General features: G+C 67.4%; 21 protein-coding genes and 1 tRNA gene. 10 read left to right on the forward strand and 12 right to left on the reverse strand.

Annotation, left to right across the window (positions count from 1 at the left end; translation table 11 throughout):
* Positions 1-51: 51 nt before the first annotated feature.
* Positions 52-1,095 carry a glycosyltransferase gene (locus tag SPI01S_RS07890; protein ID WP_066720712.1) on the reverse strand — a complete coding sequence of 348 codons (1,044 nt, stop codon included), beginning with the start codon at positions 1,093-1,095 and terminating at the stop codon, positions 52-54.
* Positions 1,092-3,602 (reverse strand): DegT/DnrJ/EryC1/StrS family aminotransferase, encoded by a 2,511-nt coding sequence (locus SPI01S_RS07895; protein WP_066720714.1) that lies wholly within the window; start codon positions 3,600-3,602, stop codon positions 1,092-1,094. Before SPI01S_RS07895 ends, SPI01S_RS07890 begins: the two co-directional genes overlap by 4 nt.
* Positions 3,603-3,905: 303 nt before the next feature.
* Here SPI01S_RS07895 and SPI01S_RS07900 point away from each other — a divergent pair, with 303 nt between their 5' ends.
* Positions 3,906-6,383, forward strand: a complete 2,478-nt coding sequence (locus SPI01S_RS07900; protein WP_066720717.1) for a TonB-dependent receptor domain-containing protein — start codon at positions 3,906-3,908, stop codon at positions 6,381-6,383.
* A gap of 65 nt (positions 6,384-6,448) precedes the next feature.
* Here the strand turns inward: SPI01S_RS07900 and SPI01S_RS07905 are convergent, their stop codons facing one another.
* The 3 genes from SPI01S_RS07905 to SPI01S_RS07915 all read right to left on the reverse strand — a co-directional run bounded on the left by SPI01S_RS07905 (position 6,449) and on the right by SPI01S_RS07915 (position 8,386).
* Positions 6,449-7,192, reverse strand: coding sequence for a hypothetical protein (locus tag SPI01S_RS07905; RefSeq protein ID WP_066720719.1), 744 nt, complete (start codon positions 7,190-7,192; stop codon positions 6,449-6,451).
* Between the two features lie 99 nt (positions 7,193-7,291).
* Positions 7,292-7,609 carry a hypothetical protein gene (locus tag SPI01S_RS07910; RefSeq protein ID WP_245653509.1) on the reverse strand — a complete coding sequence of 106 codons (318 nt, stop codon included), beginning with the start codon at positions 7,607-7,609 and terminating at the stop codon, positions 7,292-7,294.
* 150 nt (positions 7,610-7,759) lie between these two features.
* Positions 7,760-8,386: a hypothetical protein gene (locus SPI01S_RS07915; RefSeq protein WP_157084603.1), complete on the reverse strand. Its 627-nt coding sequence runs from the start codon at positions 8,384-8,386 to the stop codon at positions 7,760-7,762.
* 365 nt (positions 8,387-8,751) lie between these two features.
* Between SPI01S_RS07915 and SPI01S_RS07920 the strand changes: the two genes are divergently transcribed.
* The 3 genes from SPI01S_RS07920 to SPI01S_RS07930 are packed head-to-tail and all read left to right on the forward strand — an operon-like array spanning position 8,752 to position 10,727.
* Entirely contained in the window at positions 8,752-9,522 is a 771-nt protein-coding gene (locus tag SPI01S_RS07920) for a bacteriorhodopsin-like (RefSeq protein ID WP_066720727.1), read from the forward strand.
* Between the two features lie 3 nt (positions 9,523-9,525).
* The gene (locus tag SPI01S_RS07925) at positions 9,526-10,491 is read left to right on the forward strand and encodes a beta-carotene 15,15'-dioxygenase, Brp/Blh family (protein ID WP_066720729.1); all 966 of its coding nucleotides are present in this window, start codon (positions 9,526-9,528) and stop codon (positions 10,489-10,491) included.
* An 8-nt stretch (positions 10,492-10,499) separates the two neighbouring features.
* Positions 10,500-10,727 carry a hypothetical protein gene (locus SPI01S_RS07930; protein ID WP_066720732.1) on the forward strand — a complete coding sequence of 76 codons (228 nt, stop codon included), beginning with the start codon at positions 10,500-10,502 and terminating at the stop codon, positions 10,725-10,727.
* 6 nt (positions 10,728-10,733) lie between these two features.
* Here the strand turns inward: SPI01S_RS07930 and lepA are convergent, their stop codons facing one another.
* Positions 10,734-12,542, reverse strand: coding sequence for a translation elongation factor 4 (gene lepA, locus SPI01S_RS07935; RefSeq protein ID WP_066720734.1), 1,809 nt, complete (start codon positions 12,540-12,542; stop codon positions 10,734-10,736).
* A 162-nt stretch (positions 12,543-12,704) separates the two neighbouring features.
* Between lepA and SPI01S_RS07940 the strand changes: the two genes are divergently transcribed.
* Complete coding sequence (locus tag SPI01S_RS07940; RefSeq protein WP_157084604.1) at positions 12,705-13,667, forward strand: CsgG/HfaB family protein; 963 nt, start codon at positions 12,705-12,707, stop codon at positions 13,665-13,667.
* A 280-nt stretch (positions 13,668-13,947) separates the two neighbouring features.
* Here the strand turns inward: SPI01S_RS07940 and SPI01S_RS07945 are convergent, their stop codons facing one another.
* From SPI01S_RS07945 to pnuC, 3 genes are all read right to left on the reverse strand, one after another.
* Positions 13,948-16,227, reverse strand: coding sequence for a TonB-dependent receptor (locus tag SPI01S_RS07945; RefSeq protein WP_066720737.1), 2,280 nt, complete (start codon positions 16,225-16,227; stop codon positions 13,948-13,950).
* 174 nt (positions 16,228-16,401) lie between these two features.
* Positions 16,402-16,926 carry an AAA family ATPase gene (locus SPI01S_RS07950; protein WP_066720740.1) on the reverse strand — a complete coding sequence of 175 codons (525 nt, stop codon included), beginning with the start codon at positions 16,924-16,926 and terminating at the stop codon, positions 16,402-16,404.
* Positions 16,923-17,477, reverse strand: a complete 555-nt coding sequence (gene pnuC / locus SPI01S_RS07955; RefSeq protein ID WP_066720743.1) for a nicotinamide riboside transporter PnuC — start codon at positions 17,475-17,477, stop codon at positions 16,923-16,925. Before pnuC ends, SPI01S_RS07950 begins: the two co-directional genes overlap by 4 nt.
* Before the next feature lie 187 nt (positions 17,478-17,664).
* Between pnuC and SPI01S_RS07960 the strand changes: the two genes are divergently transcribed.
* The 4 genes from SPI01S_RS07960 to SPI01S_RS07970 all read left to right on the forward strand — a co-directional run bounded on the left by SPI01S_RS07960 (position 17,665) and on the right by SPI01S_RS07970 (position 20,270).
* Positions 17,665-17,741 (forward strand) — tRNA-Pro (locus SPI01S_RS07960).
* Between the two features lie 98 nt (positions 17,742-17,839).
* Positions 17,840-18,079 carry a hypothetical protein gene (locus tag SPI01S_RS22200; RefSeq protein WP_157084605.1) on the forward strand — a complete coding sequence of 80 codons (240 nt, stop codon included), beginning with the start codon at positions 17,840-17,842 and terminating at the stop codon, positions 18,077-18,079.
* A gap of 608 nt (positions 18,080-18,687) precedes the next feature.
* The gene (locus tag SPI01S_RS07965) at positions 18,688-19,005 is read left to right on the forward strand and encodes a helix-turn-helix domain-containing protein (protein ID WP_066720746.1); all 318 of its coding nucleotides are present in this window, start codon (positions 18,688-18,690) and stop codon (positions 19,003-19,005) included.
* Entirely contained in the window at positions 19,005-20,270 is a 1,266-nt protein-coding gene (locus tag SPI01S_RS07970; RefSeq protein ID WP_066720752.1) for a type II toxin-antitoxin system HipA family toxin, read from the forward strand. Before SPI01S_RS07965 ends, SPI01S_RS07970 begins: the two co-directional genes overlap by 1 nt.
* Positions 20,271-20,297: 27 nt before the next feature.
* On the opposite strand, the gene SPI01S_RS07975 is transcribed toward SPI01S_RS07970, so the two are convergent.
* Positions 20,298-21,665, reverse strand: coding sequence for a sensor histidine kinase (locus SPI01S_RS07975; protein WP_066720755.1), 1,368 nt, complete (start codon positions 21,663-21,665; stop codon positions 20,298-20,300).
* Positions 21,662-22,384, reverse strand: coding sequence for a response regulator (locus tag SPI01S_RS07980; protein ID WP_066720757.1), 723 nt, complete (start codon positions 22,382-22,384; stop codon positions 21,662-21,664). The genes SPI01S_RS07975 and SPI01S_RS07980 overlap by 4 nt, the downstream gene beginning before the upstream one ends.
* Before the next feature lie 189 nt (positions 22,385-22,573).
* Here SPI01S_RS07980 and SPI01S_RS07985 point away from each other — a divergent pair, with 189 nt between their 5' ends.
* The gene (locus SPI01S_RS07985) at positions 22,574-25,036 is read left to right on the forward strand and encodes a TonB-dependent receptor (RefSeq protein WP_245653510.1); all 2,463 of its coding nucleotides are present in this window, start codon (positions 22,574-22,576) and stop codon (positions 25,034-25,036) included.
* 13 nt (positions 25,037-25,049) lie between these two features.
* Here SPI01S_RS07985 and SPI01S_RS22860 read toward each other — a convergent pair.
* On the reverse strand, positions 25,050-25,279 hold a 230-nt coding region (locus SPI01S_RS22860; protein ID WP_218017585.1), incomplete at its 5' end, for a hypothetical protein.

Raw genomic sequence — 25,279 nt, forward strand, 5'->3', positions numbered from 1 at the left:
CGGTTCGCGGCTAGGCGCCCACCTGTCAAGCGCGCCAGGAACGCCGCCCAGCTAGCGCCGCAGCGCCCTAACGGCCCCGATCATCCCGCTGGCCAGCAGGTCCGCCGGCCTGGCGTCTCCCAGCGCCGCCGCTGCAGGCCGCGCCGCGACGGCATGGCGCAGCTTCAGCCGGCCCGAGCGGACGCCGGCGCGGCACAGCCGCCACCACAGCCGCGAAATTGCGCGGTCGACCGCCGCCAGCGCCTCCGCGTCGCGCTGGCTTTCCCCGAAGTTCGCGCGCAACACCGCGATGCCCTCGAACAGGCGGCGCAGCAACGCCCGGTCACCGATCGGTGCCCTGCCCATCACATAGCGCACCAGCAGCCCGGCGATGTCCGGCGCCTGCTCCCCCAGCAGGGCGCGGTGCCGCGCGCGCAGCAGGGCTTCGGCATGCGCCTTCATCGTGCCGTTGAACACCTGCGAGGCGCCCCCGGCATGCTGGCGATAGCGGGTGAGCACCGTATCGATCTGGTCGATCCGGCCGAACGCCCGCAACCGGTGGTACAGGTCGAAATCCTCGACATAGCGGCATTCGGGGCGCTCGAACGGATCGAGCTGCCGCGCGGCCTCGGCGCGAAACAGCACCGAGGACCAGACCAAAGGGTTCTGCACCAGCATCAGCCAGTCGATTAGCCCGGGCGAGAGCGGGCGCGGCCACTGGCCCGGCACCACCCTGCCGTCCAGCAGGCAGTCGGTCGCGGTGCTCACCAGCACGGTTTCGGGATGCGCGTCGAGCCAGGCGACCTGCCGGGCGAAGCGATCAGGCAGGCAGAGATCGTCCTGGTCCAGCCCGGCGACATAGCGGCCGCGCGCGGCGGCGAAGGCGCGGTTGCGCGCCACCACCGGTCCGCCGTTCACCGCGCTCTCGACCACCCGCACGCGCGGGTCGCCCACGCCGCGCAGCACGGCGACGGTCTCGTCGCGCGAGCCGTCGTCGACCGCCACCAGCTCCCAGTCGGCGAAGGTCTGCGCCTGCAGGCTGGCCAGCGTCTCCGGCAGCAGCGCGGCGCCGTTATAGGTCGCCATGATCACGGAGACGGTGGGCGCCGCGCTCATGCCGCCACGCGCGCCCGATCGGCCAGGATCTGGTCGACGATCATCCGGCCGATGTCGTTCTGCCACAGCCACAGGCCGTTCGCCTTGCCGCTGAAGCTGGATTCGCCGCCCAGCGGCCCATCCGGCACATGGCCCGAGGCAAGCCCCAGGCCGTATACGCCGGGAAGCGGCCGGCCGCCGGCGTCCAGCACCCGGCATTGCTGGTCGACCAGCCGGGGACGGCCGGGATGGTCCGCCATCAGCGGAATGCGCGCGCCCTCCACATCGTAGAGCGGCAGCGCGCGCGGCCGATAGCCGAGCGCGCCGATCACGACGTCCGCTTCTGCCAGCTCTGCACGCATCGCGGCCTCGTTGGCGGGCATCAGCCGGCAGAGCATCATGCGCGGATCGGGGGCGCGGCCGCCGACGCCGAGCATCCGCAGCACCAGCTCGCGCGCCTCCAGCCGGAAGCCGGCGAGGCGATAGACGAAGCCGCTCAAGGGACAGATGTCCTCCGGGCCGAAATCGGTGAAGCCGTCTGCCTGCGCTTCTTCGGCCGAACGGTAGAAGGGGCGCAGCGGCCGGCGGTGATAGAGCCGCACGGCTCCCGCCCCCAGCGGGAGCGCCGGGCTGGCCTTGAGCAGCAACACGGCAGCGGCCATCGCACTGGTGGAGCCGCCGACGATGGCGATGCGTGGCGCCCGCGCCGTCGCCAGCCGGGCGCGGAGCCGGTCGAGCCCGCCCAGCCGCAAAACGTCGTCGCCCGGCACCAGCCGGTCGCCGGCAAGGTCACCGATCGGTGCGCCCGCGACGATCTCGGCGGCGACATGGGCGCGGTCCTGATAGCCGCCGGTGGCGATCACCAGATTGTCGGCGCGCATCACCCGCTCGTCGCCGGTGAGCAGGTTGCGCACCCGCGCCGCCCAGTCGCCCTGCGGCGTGCGGCGGGCGTCGACCACTTCGGATCGGGTCGCCACCACTCCGCCATGCTGTGCCACCACCGCGCCGAGCCGCGCACCCGTCGCCTCCAGCAGCGGGGTGGAGCGCGCCAGCGGCACGCCCAGTCGCCCCGCGTACAGCGCCACTTCGCGCGCGGCATGATGGTCGGTCAGCGCGGCGATCTCGCCATGGACATTGTCCTTCACCGCGGTGAGGAAGGTCTCGGCGGTGCTGTCGGACGTGATGGCATAGCTGCCGATTTCCCCCCGGCCCAGCACCGCATCGCGTTCGACGATCGCCAGTCCGGTCTGCGCCAGCGGCACCAGCTGGTCGCCCTTGGTCGCCGCCGTCAGCAGCGCGGTGCCTGCCGGACCGCCGCCGACGATCAATGCGGAATGCACCGCGCGGCCGCGGCGCTCCACCCGCAGCCCGTCGAGCCCCGCCTTGCGGCAGGCATCGATCAGCGCCGTGCAGACGGTATCGACATCGCCCTCGGTCATGGCGTCGGTCACCGGCAGCGACAGGATCCGGCCGCTGACCTCGTCGGCCACCGGCAGCGCGCGATCGATCACGCAGCTGCTGCGAAACCAGGGCTGCTCGCCCAGATGGGGGCTGAAATACTGCCCTGCCCCAATCCCCTGCTCGGCAAGCGCGGCGATGATCGCGGCGCGGTGGCCGGCAAAGGGCCGCGGCAGCAGCAGCGACTGGAACTGCAGCGCCGGACGCGCACCGTGCAACGCCTGGAATTCAAACCCATGCGCCTGGGCAAAACCGCCCAGCCGCGCGCGATAGGCGCGGTCCAGCGCGGCGCGATGCGCGGCGACGCCTTCGAGCTGCTCGAGCCGGGCCATGGCCAGGGCACCGAGCACTTCGGGCAGCTTGGCGTTGAGACCGGGCCCTTCCGCCGAGCGCCCGCCGTCGAACCCGAAATTGCTCATCCGGCGCAACGCCTCGACCAGCGCCGTGTCCCCGCAATGGATCAGGCCGCCTTCGGCCGTGGCGAAGACCTTGGTGGCGTGCATCGAATAGACAACCGGGAACGGTTCCCCTGCACCAAAGGCGCGCCCCTCGGCATCGATCGTGCCGAGCGAGGCCGCCGCGTCGATCACCACGCCGATGCCGCGCGCATGATATTCGCGGTACCGGGCCAGATCGATCGCCGCGCCGAACGTCGCATAGGGAACCACCACCGCGATACGATCGCCATGGCGATCAAAGGCCGCCGCCTCCGCGTCCGCGCGCATCGTCCAGTCCTCGGGATCGATGTCGCACAGCACCGGTGTCAGGCCGGCCCATTGCACGGCCTGGGCCGTCGCCGCGAAAGTGAAGGCGGGCACCAGCGCCAGCGCGCCGCTGCCTGCCCGGGGGCCCGCCGCATGCCGGATCGCGAGCATCAACCCCAGCGTCGCGTTGGCGACGGCAAGGCACGCGCCCCGCCCGCCGAAGAGCCGCGCGGCCGCCGCGGATTCGAATCCGCGCACCACCGGGCCGCCGTTCGAATAGGTGCCCCGCGCCTCGATGGCACGAAGCGTGTCGGTCATCATGCTCAGCCGCGGCGGCTGCGGCGCGATCAGCGGCAGGCGCTGCATGGTCGTCTCTCCCAAGGCTCCTTGCGACAAGGAGCGAAGACGGCGGACCATGGCAGAGCCGGCTTAGAAAACGGTAAAATGCGGGCACTCGCTGCAGCGTTCCGCTGCGCACGGCCTCGTCGATCTGGACAGGCCGAACCGCGATGTTGCGGGTGAAGCACGGCGTGAGAACACCCCTCCGTAGTTTCACTTAAGTAACAATATAGACCCCCCAAAGTTCATGTCCTGGGACACGTTACACCTGCGCAACCGCCTATACAGCAACATAAGAGGCTCGGCATTTCAGAAACGCAAGGTGAAGTCGTGAAGCTGACAGGACTCATACTCTCTCTGATCGCAACCACGTCCATTTCGACGCAGGCGCTGGCGCAGAGTGACGCCGCTGCACCGCGCGAGACCAAGGAACGCGCTACGCAGGCCGCACCGGAGAAGGAAGTCTTCTCCACCGGCGTCGCCAAGGGCCGCGATCGGTTGGACAGCGCGACGTCCACCAGCTCCCTGAAGGGTAGCGAGGCGCAGAAGCTTGGGCCCGTCGGCCTGGCCGACATCCTGCGCACCATGCCGGGCATCCGCGTCGAGAACGGCGTCAGCGAGGGCAACAACAACTATACCGTGCGCGGCCTGCCGATCGGCTCGGGCGGCTCCAAATATGTGCTGCTCGAGGAGGACGGCCTGCCGGTCGTCGAGTTCAACGACCTCTTCAACATCGCGGGCGACAGCTTCTTCCGCGCCGACTTCAACATCGCCCAGATCGAGACGATCCGCGGCGGCTCCGCCTCCACCTTCGCGTCCAATTCGCCGGGCGGTCTGATCAACCTGATCTCCAAGACCGGCGACGTGGACGGCGGCGCGATCCAGGTCTCGACCGGACTCGACTATGATTCGAAGCGCGTCGACCTCGATTATGGCGCGCACCTCAGCAAGACCGTGCGCTTCCACGTCGGCGGCTTCTACCGCGTCGGCGAAGGCCCGCGCGCGACCGGCATGACCTCGTTTAACGGCGGCCAGATCAAGCTGAACGTCACCAAGGAATTCGCCAACGGCTATATCCGCCTCTACGGCAGCCTGCTGCAGGACCGCGCCCCCAGCTACGCGACCTATCCGATCACGCTGACCGGCACCAACGACAAGCCGGTGATCGGCAATGTCCCCGGCTTCGACATCCTCAAGGACTCGATGTACTCGCCGAACGTGCCCACCCTGCTCACGCTGAACGGCCAGAACCAGGTCACGGCCTTCGCGATCAAGCGCGGGCAGAGCGTCGAGTCCAAGTCGATCGGGTTCGAGGCGCAGTTCGATCTGGCAGGCTGGACCTTCACCGATCGCGCCCGCTTCTCGAAGAATTCGGGCGAGTTCCTGCGCGCATTCCCCAGCACGGTGGCGCCCGTCGCGACCCTGGCCGCCTCGCTCGCCGGCACCGGCGCGACGGCCACCTATTTCAACGGCCCCAATGCCGGCAAGGCGGTGGGCGCGAATGCCAACGGCAACGGCTTGCTCGCCAACTATTTCGCGAACGTCTACAAGCTGAACAACGCGGACCACTTCGCCAACGACTTCCGCGCCACCCGCGTGTGGAAGGTCGGCAACGGCGATCTCACCACCACGGCCGGCCTGTATGTCGCCGCCCAGTCGGTGGCGGTCGACGCGCTGCAGATCTCGATGGTCACCGACGTCGCCGGCGGCGGTGACAGCTCGCTGGTGACCCTCACCAATGCGGCCGGCGTCGCGCAGACCCAGGACGGCGTCTATGCCTATAGCCGCAACGGGCCGAAGCTGCGCCGGTCGTTCGACATGGATTACAGCTTCTTCGCGCCCTACGCCTCGGTGAACTACCATGTCGGCAAGCTCGCGATCGGCGGCAGCCTGCGCTACGATACCGGGCATGCGCGCGGCAGCATGGTCGGCGCCGATCTCGGCGGCAGCCGCAACGGCACCGTCAGCGTCGACATGAACGGCGATGGCAGGATCAGCGCGCCCGAAACCCGCGTCTCGGCGCTGCCGCTCGGCCAGTCGGCGCCGGTGAACTATGATTTCCGCTATTTGAGCTATTCGGTGGGCGTCAATTACCGCGCCGCCGAGCCGCTCGCCTTCTTCGCGCGCTACAGCCGCGGCGGTCGCGTGAATGCGGACAAGATCCTGTTCACCAGCGCGATCGACAACAATACCGGCAAGCTGGTGGAATCGCGCCAGGCCTATGACGCGGTCAAGCAGGTCGAAGGCGGCATGAAGTTCCGCAGGAACGGCATCACCTTCAACGCCACTGCCTTCCTCGCCTATGCCGACGACCACAACCAGCTCAACGGCCTGGCGACCCAGACCTATCGCAAGTACCGCACCTATGGCCTGGAGCTGGAAGGCGGCATCCGCCGCGGCCCGTTCAGCATGACCGCAGGCGCGACCTACACCAAGGCGAAGATCACCAAGGACTATTTCGATCCGACCCTGACCGGCAAGGAACCGCGCCACCAGCCGGCCTGGACGCTGCAGGCGACCCCGCAGGTCGACACGAAATACGCGACCGTGGGCGCCAGCGTGGTGACGATCACCAGCAGCTATTCGCAGGACATCAACCAGCTGAAGATGCCGGGCTTCACCACCGTCGGCGGCTTCGTGATCCTGCACCCGACCAAGATGATCGATGTCGCGCTGACCGGCACCAACCTGCTCAACGCCAAGGGCTTCCTGGACATCAACCAGGCGAGCATGCCCACCACCGGCATCGGCTGGGCCCGGTCGGTGCAGGGCCGCACGCTGGCTGCCGCGGTGCGCTTCAACTTCTGAACTTCGTCCCCCCCGAAGAACCCCCTCGCCCGGTCGCTCCCCAGCGGCCGGGCTTTTTCTTTGCCTCAGTCCGCGCGGGCTGCGACCGTCTGAACGTGGAGCGCGGGGAACACGTCCTCGATCGGCTTGCTGTCGGGCAGCACGTACACATAGCCACCCTTGCCCTTGTACATCGGGCTGAGCAGCCTGGAGTAGAAGGTGCCGGGCACGTTGATGCAGCCGAAGGTGATGCGGTTGTCGTCGGGCGTCGGCGAGGCGAGCCGTTCGCGCCGTTTCTCCTTGCGCGCCGCGATACCGGTCGGCACCGGATGCAGCGCCACTGAGGTGTAGTAATCCACCCACAGCACCCGCTCCTTGCCGACCGCGAGGCCGAACTTGGCGAGATAGCGCCCGGCGGGCGTCGTCTTCTCGGCGGGCCCGATTTCGGACAGCTGCTTGGCGCCGATCCCCGGCGTCGCATCGTCGCCGGGGGCGATGCCGATCAGTACCGGCACGGCCGCGAGCTGCTTGCCATGCGGGTCGAACAGGAACAGCGCGGCGTGCGGCTTGTCGACGATCAGATAGGGCAGCCCGTGATTGTCACCGGCTGCTGACACCCAGTCGTGCACCCGCAGCGTCTCCGCGGAGGGCTGGAGCCTGGGCGCCTCAGGCCGGGCAGCTGCGGCCTTGGGCTTGGCGGGCGCCCGCCTGGACTTGCCGGCGGGGGCCTTTTTCGCCGCGGCGGGCTTGGGCTTGGCATCCTGGAGGGGAACGGCGGGAGAAGGGACGAGCAGCGCAAGCCCGGCCAGCGCGAGAAAGCCTTGGATCATCGATACGTCGCTCACGAATATTGGCGCTCAATAAAAAGGGTGGCCGCCCCGAAGCGCGGCCACCCGGATCTCGGCCAAGGCCGATGCGGCAGGCTCCGCTTAGTTGCGGGCGCGCTTGCGCGGCTTGGCGTTCTGCTGCTGCACCTGCTGCGAAAGCGCCTGCTGCTGCTGGTCCAGCGTGTCGACGCGGCCGTTCAGCTGGTCGAGGCGCTGGCCGTTCTGCTGGGCCTGGCCGGCAGCGGCCTGGGCCTGCGACAGCGCCTGCTTGGCGGTGCCGTCGGTTTCCTGGAGGCGGGTCTCCAGCGCATCGACGCGCTGGCTGACGGGGGCGATCTGCTCGCGCACGAACTTCTTGGTTGCGCAACCACTCAGGCCCACCGCGCCGATCATGAGCATCGCGAGGGGAGCAAACTTCATACCAGTACGCATATACACACCTTTCACTCGTTAACTAAACTAAGGCCCGGCCACCAAGCCGGAGCGCCGGGTCCGCAACAATCCCGATTCGGTCCGGCTGTGCTTCTTGTCCGTCGGACCGAGCCGGAGACGGGGCGAAGTGTTCCCGCATCAGCGCTTCCGCCGCCCCTTGGGCCGCTCGGCGAAGGGATCGCGGGGAATCCCGTCGTTATCGGTCGCGGCCTTGGCGGGTCCGTGCTGCGCCGCGACGCAGCGCTTGAGCTCCGCGACCGCCGCGCCGCTGCCGTCGAGCGCCAGCCGCGCCACCGGCGTGCTACCGCGATCGATGTGCAGCGCCTTGGAGCCGGCGAAGGACACGGGGAACTTGGGATCGAACGCCGCGACGAAGCCCTGCTTGCCGTCTGCGACGATGCCGATCGCCTGGTGATTGGGGTAGCCGCCTTGCGTGAGGCGGAAGGTGAGCTTCAGCCGGTCCTGCGGGCGGATCGACCAATTCTCGTTGAGGACCGAGAAATGGTTGCTGCCGTCGCGGTCCATCCCGAGCAGCAGCGTGGTACCGCCCGGCTGATCGAACCCGCGGCTGATGAAGCAGCCGGAGCCGTCCTTGCTCGCGGCAATCGTCCAGTCGCCGAGCTGCTTGGTCGGATAGTCCTGCGCCAGCGCCACGGACGACGATGCCGCGCCAATCGCCAGCACGGCCGCAACCCGCAGAATCGCGCCGCTGCACCGTCCGGTTGAGCGTGGCAGGATGCGGAGGGTCGGCAGTGCTTCGATCACGATGGGTTCCCTTAGGTTCGGCCCCATAACGTTCGACATGCAAAACGGTTCTATGCGGATGCGGCCGGAAATCGTGCCAGGATCGGACACGGCCCCGCCGACAGACCGGTGCACATGTTGCACTGCAAGATACTTCCAAACATCCCCTACGTACGTATCGATATGTGCTAGAAACGATTTAGTGATGGTGCAGGTATTGAAGAGGTTGTATTACAACGCTGCGCAATTTGTTGCGTGGCGCGGCATTACATCAACTTTCAATGTCCGCAGCAGATCGCGCCAGCGCGGCGTCAACAATGACATCCTGTACATGCCATATCCCAAGTGGCGTGCATAAGAGACATGTGTCTGAAGGAGAAGACCTGATGGAGACCGCAATCGTATCGCCATTTCAGTATTCACTGATCTACAACGCCTTCTCGTTTACCTTCGCGACGATGGCGGCGACGACCATCTTCCTGTGGTTCGGTCGATCCCAGGTATCCGCAGCCTACAAGAACGCAGTGACGATTTCCGGCCTCGTGACCGCGATCGCCGCCTATCACTACCTCCGGATCTTCGAAAGCTGGGAATCGGCCTATCATTACGTCAACGGTGCCGTCTCGGCGACGGGCATCGCGTTCAACGATGCCTATCGCTATGTCGACTGGCTGCTCACCGTGCCGCTGCTGCTGATCGAGCTGGTGCTGGTGATGCGCCTTTCGCGCGAAGAGACGGTGCAGAAGGGCTGGCGGCTGGGTCTTGCCGCCGCGCTGATGATCATCCTCGGCTATCCGGGTGAGATCGCCAGCGACATTCCCACCCGCGCGCTGTGGGGCACGCTCTCGGCGATTCCGTTCGTCTACATCGTCTGGGAGCTGTTCAGCGGCCTCGGCAAGTCGATCGAGCGCCAACCGGAGGCGGTCCGCGGTCTGGTGAAGCAGGCTCGCCTGCTGACCTTCGCCTCCTGGGGCTTCTACCCGATCGTCTACATGGCGCCCTATGCCAATCTCGCCGGTCCCGACGTCGAGACCGTGATCCAGATCGGCTACACCATTGCCGACCTCGTCGCCAAGGCGGGCGTGGGCCTGCTGGTCTTCGCGATCGCCCAGCGCAAGTCCGAAGTCGAGGGCCACGGCACGCCGCACACGGCCTGATCCGTGACGCAGGCCGGTATCCCCGTCCGGCACCCGGCCACCCACGGCACCGCCCGGCCCCGCGCACTCGCGCAGGACCGGGCGGTGCCTCGGCTGTTCTGGCTGGCCGCGATTGTCCTTGCCGCACTGGCGGCTGCCCGCACGAACCTCGACGGCGCGCTGGCGACCCAGGCGGGCATGCTGCTGATGCTCGCCGGCGGCCTGCCGCATGGGGGGCATGATCTGCTGATCGCCCGGCAGCGCTGGCGCATGCACGGCGGCGCACTGGCATTGTTCGTCGCCTGCTATATCGGTGCGGCGGCGGCGATGGCGCTGGCCTGGTGGGCCGCACCGCTGGCGGCGATGCTGGCGTTCCTCGCGCTCGCCGCCTGGCATTTCTCCGAGGATTGGGACCTGCCGCGCGACCGGCTGCTGCGCACGGCGGCGGGCCTCGCGCCGATCGCCGCGGCGGTGCTGGGGCAGCAGACCCGAGTCGCGCAATTGTTCGCCGCGATGACCGACCCGGCGACAGGCCGCCTGACGCTGGCGCTGGTCACGCTGGTCGCCCCGGTCGCGCTGCTGGTGGCCGGGGTCGCGATCGCGATGGCGTGGCAGGGCGGATCACGCCGCTGGGCCGCTGCCCAGGCGGCCGCACTGGTGCTGCTCGCCGCGACGCCGCCGACCCTCGCCTTCCCGCTCTATTTCGCGCTGCTCCATTCGCGGCGCCACATCGTCGCCATCCTGGACGAGTTCGGCAAGACCACCGGCGCCGTGCACGGCCATGGTGCGGTCCTTGCCGCCCTGCTCGCGGCGCTTGCCTGCATCGGCTGGGCGGCCTTCAGCCCGGGCTTCCTCGATCTCGCACGCGGGATTGATCCGGCGCTGGCCTTTCAGCTGCTCTCCGTCGTAGCGGTGCCGCACCTGCTGTTCGAGGCACTCGGCATGCAGCTTCACCCCCGCGTGGGAGACGCGGCGGCAGCAAAGGCGTAAAAGGCGCCATGACCAGCGCCCCGCCCCGCTCAGAACCCGCGCCCGATCGGCGCGGCGCCCATGCCTCCCTCCGCGTCGGGACGGCAGTGACGCTGGAGGCCAGCATCAGCACGTCCGGCCTGCTCGCCATCGCCGCGATCGTCACCAGCGCGGTGCTGGGATCGGCGGCGATCGTGCGGGCCGCGCGGCGAAACCGTGAGGCGGCCCCTCGCCTGCCGCACCGGCAGCAGGATTGAGCGGCCTTACTCCTCGCCCATCCGCAGCGCGGCGATGAAGGCCTCCTGCGGGATCTGCACGCTGCCATATTCGCGCATCCGCTTCTTGCCTTCCTTCTGCTTGTCCAGCAGCTTGCGCTTGCGGCTGGCGTCGCCGCCATAGCATTTCGCGGTCACGTCCTTGCGCATCGCGGCGATCGTCTCGCGGGCGATCACCTTGCCGCCGATCGCCGCCTGGATCGGGATCTTGAACAGATGGCGCGGGATCAGGTCCTTCAGCCGCTCGCACATGCCGCGGCCGCGGCTCTCGGCGGTGGAGCGGTGGACGATCATGCTCAGCGCATCGACCGGCTCGTTGTTGACCAGGATACCCATCTTGACGAGGTCGCCGGCGCGATAGCCGATCTGCTCATAGTCGAAGCTGGCATAGCCGCGGCTGATCGACTTGAGCCGATCGTAGAAGTCGAACACCACTTCGTTGAGCGGCAGTTCGTACGTCACCTGGGCGCGACCGCCAACATAGGTGAGGTTCTTCTGGATGCCCCGGCGATCCTGGCAAAGCTTCAGGATCGGCCCGAGATATTCGTCGGGCATGTAGATCACCGCCTGGATCCACGGCTCCTGGATCTCCTCGATCCGGTTGGGGTCCGGCATGTCGGCCGGGTTGTGGAGTTCGATCTCCCGGCCCTCGGCCTCGCCCGCCGCCTTGGTGAGCTGCATCTTGTAGACCACGCTGGGCGCGGTGGTGATGAGGTCGAGGTCGTACTCGCGCATCAGCCGCTCCTGGATGATCTCCAGGTGCAGCAGGCCGAGGAAGCCGCAGCGGAAGCCGAAGCCGAGCGCGGCCGAGGTTTCCATCTCGAAGCTGAACGACGCGTCGTTGAGGCGCAGCTTGGAGATGCTTTCGCGCAGCTTCTCGAAGTCCGCGGCGTCGACCGGGAACAGGCCGCAGAACACCACCGGCTGGACTTCCTTGAAGCCCGGCAGCGCTTCCAGGGCAGGCTTCTTGGCATCGGTCAGCGTGTCGCCGACGCGGGCCTGCGCCACTTCCTTGATCTGGGCGGTGATGAAGCCGATCTCGCCGGGGCCCAGGTCCGGCAGCTGCTCGATCTTGGGGCGGAAGGCGCCGACCCGGTCGACCAGATGGGTCGTGCCGGCCTGCATGAACTTGACCTGCTGGCCCTTCTTGATCGTGCCGTCGATCACGCGGACGAGGATGACGACGCCGAGATACGGATCGTACCAGCTGTCGACCAGCATCGCCTTCAGGGGGGCGTTCGCATCCCCCTTGGGCGACGGGATGCGCTCGACGATCGCGTCGAGGATCTCATCGATGCCGATCCCGGCCTTGGCGCTGGCGAGCACCGCGTTGGAGGCGTCGAGGCCGATCACGTCCTCGATCTCTGTCCGCACCTTCTCGGGCTCGGCCGAGGGCAGGTCGATCTTGTTGATCACGGGAATGATCTCGTGGTCGTGCTCGATCGACTGGTAGACGTTGGCGAGCGTCTGCGCCTCCACGCCCTGGGCGGCGTCGACCACCAGCAGCGCGCCTTCGCAGGCGGCGAGGCTGCGGCTCACCTCATAGGCGAAGTCGACGTGACCGGGCGTGTCCATCAGGTTGAGGACATGGCCCTTCCATTCCAGGCGCACGGTCTGCGCCTTGATGGTGATGCCGCGCTCCTTCTCGATGTCCATGTTATCGAGGACCTGCTCGGACATTTCGCGGTCGGCGAGACCGCCGGTCCGCTGGATCAACCGATCGGCAAGCGTGGACTTGCCATGGTCGATATGCGCGATAATCGAGAAATTGCGGATCTTGGTGATGTCGGTGGCCATGATTCCGCGGCCGATAGCAGGCTGCGGGCAAAACCCAAAGTACCCGATTGTACGGCATCGCTTGGTCGCTAGGCCGCGGCGATCCATTCTGTTACGGACATGGCCGGGGGGCGGTCTTTTCCCAATCGGGCCGCCTGAGTTGTACAGGGAGGTTTTAGTACGATGATGAAGCAGTTGCTCGGCGCCGCCGGGGCGATGGCATTGTGCGTGGGCGCCGTTCCCGCACTCGCCCAGAGCAAGCCGACCAAGACCCAGCGCACGCAGGAACAGGCGATGCAGGACGTGCCGCATTGCGCGCGCAAGCTCGGCACGCTCTCGATCGTCGATGGCGACGATCCCCGCGGCTGGACGCAGTATTCGCTGGCGCCGCCGCAGAAGCTGCTGAAGGTGCTGGTGCAGCGTTCGGGCTGCTTCAACCTCGTCGATCGCGGCTCGGGCCTGCAGGCGGCGGAGCGTGAGCGCAACATCGGCGGCAATCTGGGCCTGCAGCGCGGCTCGAACGTCGGCCAGGGCCAGATCAAGGCGGCGGACTATGTCCTCGTCGCCGAGGTGCAGGCGTCGAACCGCAACGCCGGCGGCAGCGGCGTCGCGGGTGCCGCAGGCGGCATCCTGGGCGGCCCGATCGGCGGCCTGATCGGCGGCATCAAGTCGCGCAAGATGGAGGCCAACACCGTCCTGTCGCTCACCAACGTCCGCACGACCGAGACGATCGCGACGCAGGAAGGCTATGCCTCGAAGAACAGCGTGAGCTGGGGCGCGGGCGGCGGCGTCGGCTTCATCGGCGGCGGCCTGGGCGCGGTCGGCGGCGGCTATGACAACACCGATATCGGCCGGATCGTGACGCTGGCGTTCATCGATGCCTATTCGAAGATGGTCAACGAACTCGGCCTCGTGCGGCCGGGCGACGAGGGCACCGCGCAGGCGGCGCCGGCCAAGACCTTCACCGCGCAGGCGCCGGTCGCGATGCGCAGCACCGCCGCGGCGACCGGCAAGGTGATCCGCACGCTGCCCGTGGGCGCGATCGTCTATCCCACCGGCAACAAGAACGGCCTGTGGTGGGAAGTCGCCGACGAGAACGACAATGTCGGCTGGGTACTGAACACCAAGCTCGCCCCGTCGAACTGATCGGGCGCGAATAACGAAAAAGGGCCGTCGCGGAGATCCCGCGGCGGCCCTTTTCTTTTGGCGCCCCGGTCAGGGCGGCATCATCCCGTCCGGCAAAACCCGCCGTCATCCCCGCGACGGCGGGGATCCATTGGCGCTGATGCCGCGGGTCTTTCCCCCCGGCGCAGAGGCGAATGGATTCCCGCCTTCGCGGGAATGACGGAGGTTGTGGGGTGACGGCGCCCCGTCACTGCCATTGCGATGGCGCTCCCCGCTTGAGAAGAGCCCTCGGCCCACCCGCTTACTTGAACTTGCCGCTCAGCGAGACGCCGAACACGCGCGGCTCGTTGAGCACGGCGGCGCGGTAGTTCTCGATCACGCCCTTCAGGTTCTTTTCGCCGGTGATGTTGCGGATGAAGCCCGCCACTTCCCAGGCGTCGTTCGGCGCGGTGTAGCCGATCTTCAGGCCGCCCTCGAAATTGCCGTTCGCGGTGAACTCCCGGGTCTCGTAGAGTACGAAGTTGGTGTAGCCCTGCAGGTTCCAGTCGGTCGCCAGGAACAGCTTGCCGCCGATGTCCATCGGGATGTCGTAGCGCGCATTCAGGCTGACATTGTATTCCGGCGCGTTCGGCAGCGGGTTGCCGTCGATCTTCGCCAGGAACAGCGAACCCTGCCGCCGCAGCGGATCGAGCACGGTGCAGGTCACCGCTCCGCCGAACGCGCAGACCTGCGCCTCGAGATTCTTGTCCTCGATCTTGCTGTGCAGCAGGCTCAGCCCCGCCTGGATCGACAGGTTGCGCACGGGGCGCCAGTCGACATCGGCTTCCATGCCATAGGCCTTGGCCTTGTTGGCATTGAGCAGCACGCCGTTGCCGTTCAGGTCGTTGCCGTTCAGCTGGATGTCGTCGACCGTGTAGTAGAAGCCCGACAGGTTGAAGCGCAGCGTACGGCCCAGCTGCGTCTTCACGCCGGCTTCCCACGACAGGATCTTCTCCGAATTCGCGGTGGTGAAGTCCGAGTTGAACACCGCCGAGCGACCCTGGATGGTCGGGCCGCGGAAGCCCTTGGCGACGCGGGCATAGACGCTGACGTCCGGGTTGATCTCGTAGCGCGCACTCAGGTCCCAGCTGGGCTGCGTGTCCGACAGGCGAACATGGCGGCGGCCGGTATAGGAGACCGCCCCGGCGGCGGAGTCCGCGGTCTTGAGCAGGTCGGTGGTCTTGGTGTCTTCGGTCACGCGGCCGCCGGCGGTGATCGTCAGCTTCGGCGCGATCTCGTAGCTGACCTGGCCGAACACCGCCCAGCTGGTGTTCATGTTGTGCAGGCGCACCCAGTTGTTCGGGTTGTTGGCGGTACCGCTCAGGAAATAGGCGCGCTGGTAGAATTCGGTGATGTCCCGCGCGTCGAAATACATCGCGCCGACCTGCCACTTGAGCGGGCCTTCGCCGTTGCTCGCGACGCGGAATTCCTCGGTCCACTGGTCGAGCCCGCGCACGCGGCCCATCGACTCGCCGAAGCCCGCATTGCCGAAATCGACTGCCGCACCGCCATCGGTATCGCCGCGGCTATAGCCGGACAGCGTCTCGTAGCCGGTGATCGAGGTGAGCGTCACCGGGCCGAGATCCCAGTTGATGTGCACCGATCCGCCGGCAGTCTTGTAGTTCTGCGGATTGTCGGCGCCTTCGTCCCAGCGCGCGCGGGTGAACTGCACGCCGTTGATCTGGTTGGAGCCCAGGTTCAGCGCGCCGCGGCGGAAGACGGTGGCAGTGCCGTCATACCAGCGGGCATGCCCCGAGGCGAGGATCGACAGGCTCTCGTTCGGCGTCGCGAGCAGCTGGAGGCGCACGTCGCGCTCATTGAAGCCGCCCGCGGCGTTCGCACGGCCGACGCGCGTGCCGTCCAGGCTGGGGCCGGCATAGCTGTTGTCGATATAGTCGTCGCGGTGCTGGTAGAGGCCCGAGATTCGGAAGGCGAGCTTGTCCTGGATGATCGGACCGCCGACGCCTGCGTCGACGTTGACGCTGTTATAGCTGCCATAGCTGGCGGTACCGCGACCCTCGAACTGCTGCGACGGGCGGATCGAATCGAACTTGATGATGCCGGCGGTGGTGTTGCGGCCGAACAGCGAGCCCTGCGGCCCGCGCAGCACCTCGATCTGGTTCACGTCGAACACCGGGTTCGACTTCATCACGACATGCTCGAGCACCACGTCGTCCTGGATGATCGAAACCGGCTGCGAGGCACCGAGGTAGAAGTCCACATTGCCGAGGCCACGGATGTAGAAGCGCGGGAAGATGCGCCCGGTCGAGGATTCGACGTACAGGCCCGGCACCTTGCCGGAGAGCGCGAGCAGCGTGTCGTCGCCGCCGGCGGTGTAGTCGCGCGCCTGCGCGGCCGGGAGCACGGCGACCGAGATCGGCACGTCCTGCTGGTTTTCCGGACGTCGCTCTGCGGTGACGACGATTTCGCTCAGGCCGTCATCGGCCTGCGTGTCCTGCGCGAACGCAGTGTCGGCGGTGAACAGCGCGCCCAGGGCGGCGCCGATCAACAGGCTGCGCTTGTCGCGCGCGAGATTCAGCATTGGTCTTCCCCGAATGGATTTCTGATCTTGTGGTTCAACGGCGCGCGGAAACACAGCCAGGCATTTCGCCTTCTGGTGTAAAGACTTGGCGTGAAGCATCCCCGTTGCCGTCGGGGCGGCGCTAGGCCTGGATTGTGAACTTCCTGTGACGCAATTCGAGCCGGCGCCGGATCCTCAAGCCTGTTGCCCGAAAGCCTCGATCGCCGCCAGGGCAGCGGCGGCGCGCGCCTCCCCCTCCCCCTGCACCAGCGCCCAGGGAACGGCGCGCCGTTCGAGTTCGGCGCGGGAAAGATCGAAGAACCGCTGGCGCGCCTCCCGCGTGCCGAACAACCGCGTGCCATCGGCTACCCAGGGGAGGTCGATATCGAACAGAAGATAGAGGTCGGCGGTGCCCTGCCACGCGTCGAACCACGGGTCGCGCGTGCCGAACAGCATGTCGGCCCATACCGCCGTCATCAGCGGATCGGTGTCGAGGATCAGCGGCGACGGTGCGGTCTCCAGCATCATCCGGGTGCCGGCGTCGTGCGTCCTGGCGATTTCCACCAGGTCCCGCATCGTGAAATCGGTGCCGCGCGTCTCGGCATATTCGCGGCCATATTCGTCGAGCACGGTGCCGCCCAGCGCCGCCGCCAGCCGCGCGGCAACCGTCGTCTTGCCCGTGCTTTCGGGCCCATGCAGGCAGATGGTGCGGGGAATCATGCGCGGGCCTTGTTCCAATCGATTGCTCCCCAGACCGAAAGCGCCAGGAAAAGGCAATAGAGCCCGGCGGTGAGGTATAGCCCCTTCACCAGGAACAACGGGATCGCGAGCAGGTCGACCGCGATCCACAGCGGCCAGCACTCCCAGGCCCGACGCGACTGGAGGATCTGCGCGACGATGCTCAGCACCGCGATCGTGCCGTCCCACCAGGGAAAGGCCGCGTCGGTCATCCGGTGCATCAGCGCGCCCCAGCCGAGCGCGGCGAGAACCGCGCCGATTCCCCAGGCGATCCGGGCGCGATCGGGCAACAGCACGACCGGCACCTCGCCTGCATCGGCCTTGGCGCGGCGCCAGTTCCACCAGCCATAGCCGTTGACCACGAAATAGAAGCCCTGGAGCAGCGCATCGCTGTACAGCCGCTCGCGCAGGAAGATCACCGCGTAGAGCGAGACCATCGCCAGCGCGAAGGGGTAGTTCCACAGGCTCCGCCGCACGACCAGCGTTACATTGGCCAGCCCCAGCAGGGTGGCAACGGCTTCGATCGGCGTCATGGGGGCGCAGGCTTATCGGTGCGCCGGGTGGCGGTCGAGGGCGGCGATCGGTGCAATGCAGAAAAAATGCAGGTCGCTGCCTTTTTGCTGCAACGAACCGCTTGACGGCTTGGCCAACCCACCCTTATAGGCGCGCCTCCAAGCTCAAGCCGGTCTGCTCCCGAAAGCATTGTAGACCGGACTCCGTCGGGGAGTAGCTCAGCCTGGTAGAGCACTGTCTTCGGGAGGCAGGGGCCGGAGGTTCGAATCCTCTCTCCCCGACCACTTTCTGTTAAAGCATTGAAAACACGTCCCAACCCTCTCCGAGGGGGGGGCCTCTGGACCCCAGAGTGCACCCCTCGCTGTACATGGACGTGCATGCGATGAAGCATCCCAACCTCGCTCGACGTGGTCATCTTTTCTGGTGGCGGAGGAAAATCACCCTTTCCGGTGTGATCATCCCGATCGAGCTGCCGCTACGAACAGCAAATTTTCACCAGGCCCGTGTCATCGCCGAATGTCTCGGTGGAGCCTTGGAGCGATTACGGGTGGCATACGGGCAACGCGGGTCCATGATCGACGCGACCACGTTCAAGCGAATCTTTCAGGACGCGATGCGCTGACAGTTGGACCGCATCCTTCAGAGTCAGATTGGAAGCACCGAACCCGTCGCTGCGCACCGCCTGACCAACCGGATATATGCAGAGTTCTGGCGACATCGCGCAAGCAACGGTCCGGATGCCGCTTGGCCGCACGATGCGCAGCAGCGGCTGATCCGGAGCGGATGGAACTAGCGGCGGTCGAGACGGCAATTCGCGAGAGGGCTTTTCCAGATGGAACCGAATGGCGTCATCAAGTCATAGCCGCGATGAAAGACAAGGGTGTTGATATCTTTCGTGGCACCGCCGCTTCTCTGTTTAAAGGAAAAGTGCCAGACTCGTGCGACTTGATATATGGGGCCACGAGGGTGGCAACGAGACCACGCAAACATATATGAAGAGGCGGCGTTCGAAGAGAATTTGGATGCGCTGCATTGGTTGATGCCGTTAACCTCGCACATTCAGCCGAGCGTATTGCAACTTCGGTCCAAGGACCGCCAGAACTTCGGTGGGCTTCGAGGATGAAGGCGTCGCTTGCAGCTGGCGCAGATCGCCGCCATCAGCGGCAAATCTAAGTGCTCATATATGAGCGTTTTGTTGCACGATCCCACATAAGTACTCATATATGAGTGATGCTGGTCACCCCATCCGAGTCGATCGTTCGGTTAGGCGCTCGTATTCAAGCGCGCCGAGCTGCCATGGGCATCACCCAGGCTGAGGCTGCAGAGCGGTCCGGCGTATCCTACGGAACCTGGCGTCGCCTCGAGACGCAGGGAAAGGCCTCGATCGAAGACCTGGCGCGGGCGGCGATCCTGCTCCGCTGCGAGCACCAGCTGGCCGAGCTGTTCCCGCCCCCAGCGGCCGCCAGCATGGACGATCTGCTGAAGCAGCAGAAACGGGAGCAACCTGCGCCCCCGCGTCGCCGAGCTCGAGCCAGATCGGCCACGTGATGCGGCTCGCGCCGGGAACCCCGATTGCGATCGGCTTGCGATTCGACGAGCACACCGGCGACCAACCGGTTGGTCGGGCAGTGATGGCGAACGGTCGCGCCATGTTGGAATGGGGCAGAGAGGTCCTGGCGTCCGGCACCGCCGTGTCCCCGCTGCTTTATTCCCTGGAACAAGGCCTTGTCGAAGCGCGCAGTCCTGCGTTCGACGGGTTGCATGGCTTCCTTGCCGACAGTCTACCCGATGGCTGGGGCGCGCTGCTAATGAAGCGCCGCGTCGAGCGTCTCGGTACGCGCTGGGAAACGCTCGATGCCGTCGATCGCCTTGCGCTTGTTGGCGAAAAGGGGCGCGGCGCGCTGGTGTTCGCACCGGCCACCACACCTCCCGCTGAGGTAGCGGTGCTGGATCTGGACGCGCTCGCCGCGCAATCGCAGTCAATCCTGCTGGGGAATGATGCCAGCCTGGTCGACGTCCTTGCCCGACTTGGCGGTGCCTCGGGCGGCGCGCGACCGAAGGTGCATGTCGGCTTCGATGCCAACGGCGCGGTCAGCATCGACGAGGGCGAGAACGCGCCCGGCTTCGAAAGCTGGATCGTGAAGTTTCCCGCGTTGCTAGATCCCATCGATATCGGCCCCATCGAGCAGGCCTATGCTGAAATGGCGCGAGCGGCGGGTATCACCATGGCCGAGAGCCGCCTGCTGCCGGCTCGCCATGGGCCCGGCTATTTCGCCACGCGCCGCTTCGACCGTCCCGGGAATGGCCGGCGTCTGCACATGCTCAGCCTCGCCGGTGCGGTCGAGGCGCCGCCGCATGTGCCGAGCCTCGACTATGACGGTTTCCTGCGGGCGACGCTCGCGATCACCCGCGACGTGCGCGACGTGGAGGAAGCGTTCCGCCGTATGGTCTTCAACGTGCTGGCTTGTAATCGCGACGACCATACCCGCCAGCATGCCTTTCTGATGGACCAGACCGGGCGCTGGCGGCTGGCCCCGGCCTATGACCTGACCTATTCGACCGGCCCGGGCGGCGAGCATTATCTCGCGGTTGCCGGCGAAGGGCGCCGACCGACGCGCGGGCATGTCGACCGTATCGGCAGGATGCATGGCATTGCCGAGCGCCGGATCGGGGAGATCGTCGACGCGGTGGATGGTGCAGTATCGGACTGGCCACGCTTCGCCGGCGAAGCCGGTGTCGGTGCGTCGCACGCGGAAATCGCTGAGCGCTTGCGCGAGGTGCGCAGCAGGTTCGTGGATACCAAAGCCGCCTGATTGCGGGCATGCGCGGCGCGCGCAAAATCAAGCAACGGGCAACAACAGGTTCGCAGCAGTGCCGCCGCCGCGCGCTTCACCCAACGAAAAGTCGCCGCCCCACTGGATCGCGAAATCCCGGACGATGCTGAGGCCCAGCCCCGCCCCGCCCGTTTCGCGGTTCCGTGACGTTTCGCCCCGCTCAAACGGCAGCAGCAGGCGTTCGCGATCTGCGGCGGGAACGCCCGGCCCTGCGTCCGTCACCGAGATGAGCACCCGATCCTCGATCCGCTGTACGCCGATCTCCCCGCCGTCGGCATAGTCGACCGCGTTCCGAAGCAGGTTCTCGATGGCGCGGCGGAAGGCAGGTTCGGGCGCGCAGATGCGAGCCTCGTCGCCAGGCAACAGCCGTATCGCCGCGGTGCGTTCGTTCAGTGCCTCCACAATAGCATGCAGCTGCGCGCGCACATCCAGCACTTCAGGCGGTGCCGCTGCATCGCGTGCGAATGCCAGGACCTCGCCGATCATTCCTTGCATCCGCTCGACATCGGCGACCATCCGGCCGCGCTGGGGCTCGGGCGTACTCTCGATCCGGAGCCGCAGCCCGGTCAGCGGCGTGCGCAGGTCGTGCGCGATCGCGGTGAGCATCCGTGCCCGCTCGGCCGCCTCCGCCGCAAGCCGCGCCTGCATCGCGGCGATCGCCGCCGCGGCTTCGCGCAGCTCGCGCGGTCCCTCCTCCGGCATGCGCACTGCGCCACCGGAGTCGAGCGCATCGGCGAGGGTCCGGAACGGCCGGGTCAGGCGGCGCGCGAAGATCCAGGCGATCGGTGCCAGCAGCATCAGGCTGACGGCCAGGGCGATGAGGATGTTCACCTGCCACCGCGCGAAGAGCGGCCGAGCAGGTGCGACGCTCAGCCATCGACCATCCGACTGCCGCACGCTTGCCGTGAAGGCGGGCACCGGCAGCCCGATCATGGCATTGCGTATCGCGCTGCTCACCGTGCCGGGCGACACCATTTCGAACCGTCCGCGCCCCCGCTGCACCAGCACGAAAGACGGGGGAGCATCGGTCTTGTCGGCCCGCAATACGGTCCCCACGACGGTCGCGGCCTTGTCGCTCAGCGGCTTCGCGCCGGACGATACGACCCGAACATCGCCGATAGGCCGCCGCAGCTCAGACGCGATGATCGCTTCCAGCACCGCCGTGCGCGGCCCGGGCAGCGGCTCGGCGACAATCCGGCGCTCGAAGCCCGGCATCGGTTTGCGGAGCGCGGCGATCGCCTCGGCGGCACTGACGCGGACGGCCGGGGGCTGTGGTGCCAGAAGAACGATGGCCGCGGTGGTCGCCACGCTCAGCGTCGCCACGGCCACGCCGAAGCCGCCGATCGCGACGAGCGCGCTGGGCGCCCGCTTCACGCCGCCCGCACCGTCGGCAGGAAGCGATATCCGACGCCGCGCACCGTCTCGATCACCGGCATCGGGTCCGCCTCGGCAAGCTTGCGGCGCAAGCGGCTGACCGCCACGTCGATAGCGCGGTCATAGGAGGCCGCGTCCATGCCCCGCGCCAGATCGAGCAGGGCATCGCGCGTCAGGATGCGGCCAGGGCGCTGGACGAACGCGGCGAGGAGCGCATGTTCGCCCTCGCTGAGCGGCACGGCTCGCCCGGCAGGATCGCGTAGCCGCCGCTCCTCCAGATCGAGCCACCATCCGGCGAACGTCACGCCGCCGCGGGCGGGGCGCTGCTCGTCCCCTGCCCGCGACGGCCGCCGCAGCAGCGCCCGTACCCGCGCGAGCAGCTCCCGCGGCTCGAAGGGTTTGGTCAGATAGTCCCAGGCGCCGACTTCCAGGCCGACGATCCGGTCGGTAACGGCGTCGAGCGCGCTGAGCATCAGGATCGGCGTGCGTGCGCTCGACAGGCGGCGACAGAGCGAGAGCCCGTCCTCGCCGGGCATCATCACGTCCAGCACGATCAGATCCGCAGGCGCTCCGGCGAGTTCGCGGTCGCAGGCCGCTGCATTCGCGGCGGTCCGCACGGCATAGCCATGGCCGCTCAGGAAATCGGCGAGCGCATCGCGGATACTGGCATCGTCGTCGACGATCAGGACCGTGTTCGTGGCAATCACCTCTGCGTGCATGCACAATGTGTAGCAGCCCATTGTAGCATTTGCGTAACAGCGGGCGCTACCGAGCAGGCATCCCCTGGCTACGCCCTTCTGCTGCAACGCCTTCGAACACAGGTTCGGGAGGTGTGCATGGGGCGGACGATCAGAAGGCTTGTCGGGGTGATAAGCGGTATCGTCCCGGCAGTGATAGAGGCGCAGCAGGTGGCACCGTCAGCGGGAGGGGCCAAGTCCGAGGCGGCGGCATCCCAGTCCTCCCCGGCGACGCAGCCCGTCGAAGCCCCTAAGCCGGGGCAGAACAGCCCTGCCCATGTCCAGTTTCGGGGCGTGGACGGCAAGCCGCTGCCGCCGGAGATCCAGCGCAAGCTGGAGGAGCAGCTGCGCAACAACCCGTCCGCGCTTCTGGGGAACCGGAGCGCACAGCAGCAGAGCGGCACGGGAGGCGATATTCTGGTCACAACCCGCCGCGCGCGCGGTGCCGTGGTTGGCGACGTGCTTCCGGAACGAACGTTCGGCCCGCTCGACGTCCGCGCGCTCGGCGCGGACAATATCGGTGCGCTGCTCGATATCCTCGGGCCCCAGCTGGCCAGCGTGCGTGGGCGGGGAGATGGCGGCCCGGTCGTCCTGCTGAACGGGCGGCGCGTATCCAGCCTTCTGGAAGTCGCGCGAATCCCCGCCGAGGCGATCGAACGGATGGAGGTGTTCCCGGAGGAACTGGCGCTTCGCTATGGCTACCGCGCCGACCAGAAGGTCCTGAACGTCGTCACGCTGGAGCGCTTCCGATCCCGGATCGGCCAGCTGAGCCTGCTGGCGCCGACCGAGGGCGGGCGGGAGAGCGGCACGGGCAAGGTCGACTATCTCGCGATCCGTGGCGATACGCGGCTTTCGCTGGGCGCGACCTACACCCGCGCCGCGTCGCTGCTGGAGAGCGAACGCGGCCTGCGGCAGTTTGCCGACACGCCCGAGCTCGGACGGTTTCGAACGCTGTTGCCCAGCAGCGATCAGGTCACGCTGGAAAGCGTGGTGAGCGGGCAGCTTCCCGGCGACATTGCTGCGACGGTGAACGGCCGCTTCGAGGGAACGCGAACCGAGAGCCTGCTGGGTGCGATCGGCACTCGGTCGCTGCGCCGCCACAGCGACCGAGGCGTCGCCCATCTCGGCACGACGCTGGGCGGGCGCAGCGGCCCCTGGCTCTGGACCGTCACCGCCAGTCACGATCGGTCGACCAGCAACACCCGCACCGATCTGGGCGACGGCGCTGCAGGGCGGGAGCCGGCGCGGTCCACGGACGCGCGCACCACGGCGGACCTGCTGCTCAACGGGCCGATCGTGCAGCTGCCGGCGGGCCCCTTGTCGGCAAGCACGCACGCGGCCGTGGAGGTTTCGACGTTCGACAGTCGCTGGGGCCGCGGTGCGACTGCCGGGCACGTTTCTCCCTCGCGCCAACGCGGGGCAGCGCAGCTGGACCTCGATCTGCCCATCTTCCACCGCGGCGACAAGCACGGGGCGGTGCTCGGCAATCTCTCAGCCAATGTGAACCTCGCGCTGGAGCGGCTCTCCGATGCGGGGAGCCTGCGGAGCTTCGGCTATGGTCTACGCTGGAGCCCGTCCTCGGCCGTTGGTGTCGTCGTGTCCGTGGCCGACGAGCAGACCGCCCCGACCCTGGAGCAGCTGGGCGCCCCGCTGCTGGTGACGCCGAACGTCCGCACCTTCGACCTGGTTCGGCGGGAAGTCGTCGATGTCACGCGGACCTTCGGGGGCAATGCTGGCCTGCGCGCAGAGGATCGGCACATCGTCAAGCTGGGCGTGACCCTCCGGCCTATCCCGCGGACCGATCTGACCTTGAACATCGACTATGTGGCGTCGCGCATCGACAGCCCGATCGCCGCCTTCCCCATCCTGACGCCGCAGCTCGAGGATGCGTTCCCGGACCGGTTCACGCGCGGCGCGGACGGGGTTTTGTCTGCGATCGACGGGCGGCCGTTGAACTTTGCCGATGCCCGGCAGAAGCAGCTGCGCTGGGGCGTCAACTTCGCCCGGCCGCTTGGCCCGGTTCCGGCCGGTCTGCAGAATGCCAGCGTACGGGTGTTCGGAAGCGAGGCGGAGGCGCGCCGCGCGTTCCCCGGCGCCGTGTTCGCCCAGCCCGATCCGGCGAGCGCCACGGCGCGGAGCGTCGGCAATCTCTCGAGCCGACTGTTCCTCAGCCTCTATCACAACTGGTCCTTTGAAGACTCCATCCTCCCGCGGGCGGGCGTCCCTCGACTCGACTTGCTGGACGGCGGCGCGGTGGATGTGCGCGGCGGCCGCCGCCGGCACGAGGTCGAGTTCCAGGCTGCCGCCTTCAAGCATGGGCTCGGCGCCCGCATGACCGTCAACTGGCAGAGTGGGACGGAGATACGCGGATGGGGGAGCGCCCTAGGCGATCTGCACTTCGGCGACTACGCCGTCGTGAACCTCACCCTTTTCGCGAACCTTGCCGAGCGTCTGGGTGGCGCGCGGGCACCCAAATGGCTGAAAGGTGCGCGCGCCACCCTCGGTATCACCAATCTGTTCAACACGCGCCCGTCCGTCCGAGACCAGGCGGGTAACACGCCGCTCAGCTATCAGCCGGCGTATCTCGATCCGCTGGGACGGATGGTCAGCTTCACGCTGCGCAAGACGTTCTAGTCGATTGAATTTCCTACGGAAACATCTTCCCGCGTTCGACGTCGATCATGAACGTCACGGCCCTCGTCGGATGCTTACGGCTAAGCGAAAGCCGCGACGCGCATGCCCGGCCTATTCCTGCTCGAGCGTCGTAGCGGGGCGACTCGAGGATGTCGCCCATCTCCGGTTGCTTGGCGAGTTTCGATCCACGCCCCCGCGTGGGGGGCGACTCGTTCTGCGCCGAGAGCAGCTCAACATAGTGGC

The organism is Sphingomonas pituitosa NBRC 102491, from assembly GCF_001598435.1.
GTDB classification, from domain to species: Bacteria; Pseudomonadota; Alphaproteobacteria; order Sphingomonadales; family Sphingomonadaceae; genus Sphingomonas; species Sphingomonas pituitosa.

Bases quoted from the DNA above. Each gene is read 5' to 3' on its own strand.
- SPI01S_RS07970 (WP_066720752.1), top strand. From the start codon at position 19,005: ATGCGGCTCGCGCCGGGAACCCCGATTGCGATCGGCTTGCGATTCGAC.
- SPI01S_RS07895 (WP_066720714.1), bottom strand. From the start codon at position 3,602: ATGCAGCGCCTGCCGCTGATCGCGCCGCAGCCGCCGCGGCTGAGCATG.
- SPI01S_RS07940 (WP_157084604.1), top strand. From the start codon at position 12,705: ATGATGAAGCAGTTGCTCGGCGCCGCCGGGGCGATGGCATTGTGCGTG.
- SPI01S_RS07910 (WP_245653509.1), bottom strand. From the start codon at position 7,609: ATGAAGTTTGCTCCCCTCGCGATGCTCATGATCGGCGCGGTGGGCCTG.
- SPI01S_RS07930 (WP_066720732.1), top strand. From the start codon at position 10,500: ATGACCAGCGCCCCGCCCCGCTCAGAACCCGCGCCCGATCGGCGCGGC.
- SPI01S_RS07920 (WP_066720727.1), top strand. From the start codon at position 8,752: ATGGAGACCGCAATCGTATCGCCATTTCAGTATTCACTGATCTACAAC.
- SPI01S_RS07905 (WP_066720719.1), bottom strand. From the start codon at position 7,192: ATGATCCAAGGCTTTCTCGCGCTGGCCGGGCTTGCGCTGCTCGTCCCT.
- SPI01S_RS07980 (WP_066720757.1), bottom strand. From the start codon at position 22,384: ATGCACGCAGAGGTGATTGCCACGAACACGGTCCTGATCGTCGACGAC.
- pnuC (WP_066720743.1), bottom strand. From the start codon at position 17,477: ATGACGCCGATCGAAGCCGTTGCCACCCTGCTGGGGCTGGCCAATGTA.
- SPI01S_RS07890 (WP_066720712.1), bottom strand. From the start codon at position 1,095: ATGAGCGCGGCGCCCACCGTCTCCGTGATCATGGCGACCTATAACGGC.
- SPI01S_RS07950 (WP_066720740.1), bottom strand. From the start codon at position 16,926: ATGATTCCCCGCACCATCTGCCTGCATGGGCCCGAAAGCACGGGCAAG.
- SPI01S_RS07965 (WP_066720746.1), top strand. From the start codon at position 18,688: ATGCTGGTCACCCCATCCGAGTCGATCGTTCGGTTAGGCGCTCGTATT.
- SPI01S_RS22200 (WP_157084605.1), top strand. From the start codon at position 17,840: ATGAAGCATCCCAACCTCGCTCGACGTGGTCATCTTTTCTGGTGGCGG.
- lepA (WP_066720734.1), bottom strand. From the start codon at position 12,542: ATGGCCACCGACATCACCAAGATCCGCAATTTCTCGATTATCGCGCAT.
- SPI01S_RS07945 (WP_066720737.1), bottom strand. From the start codon at position 16,227: ATGCTGAATCTCGCGCGCGACAAGCGCAGCCTGTTGATCGGCGCCGCC.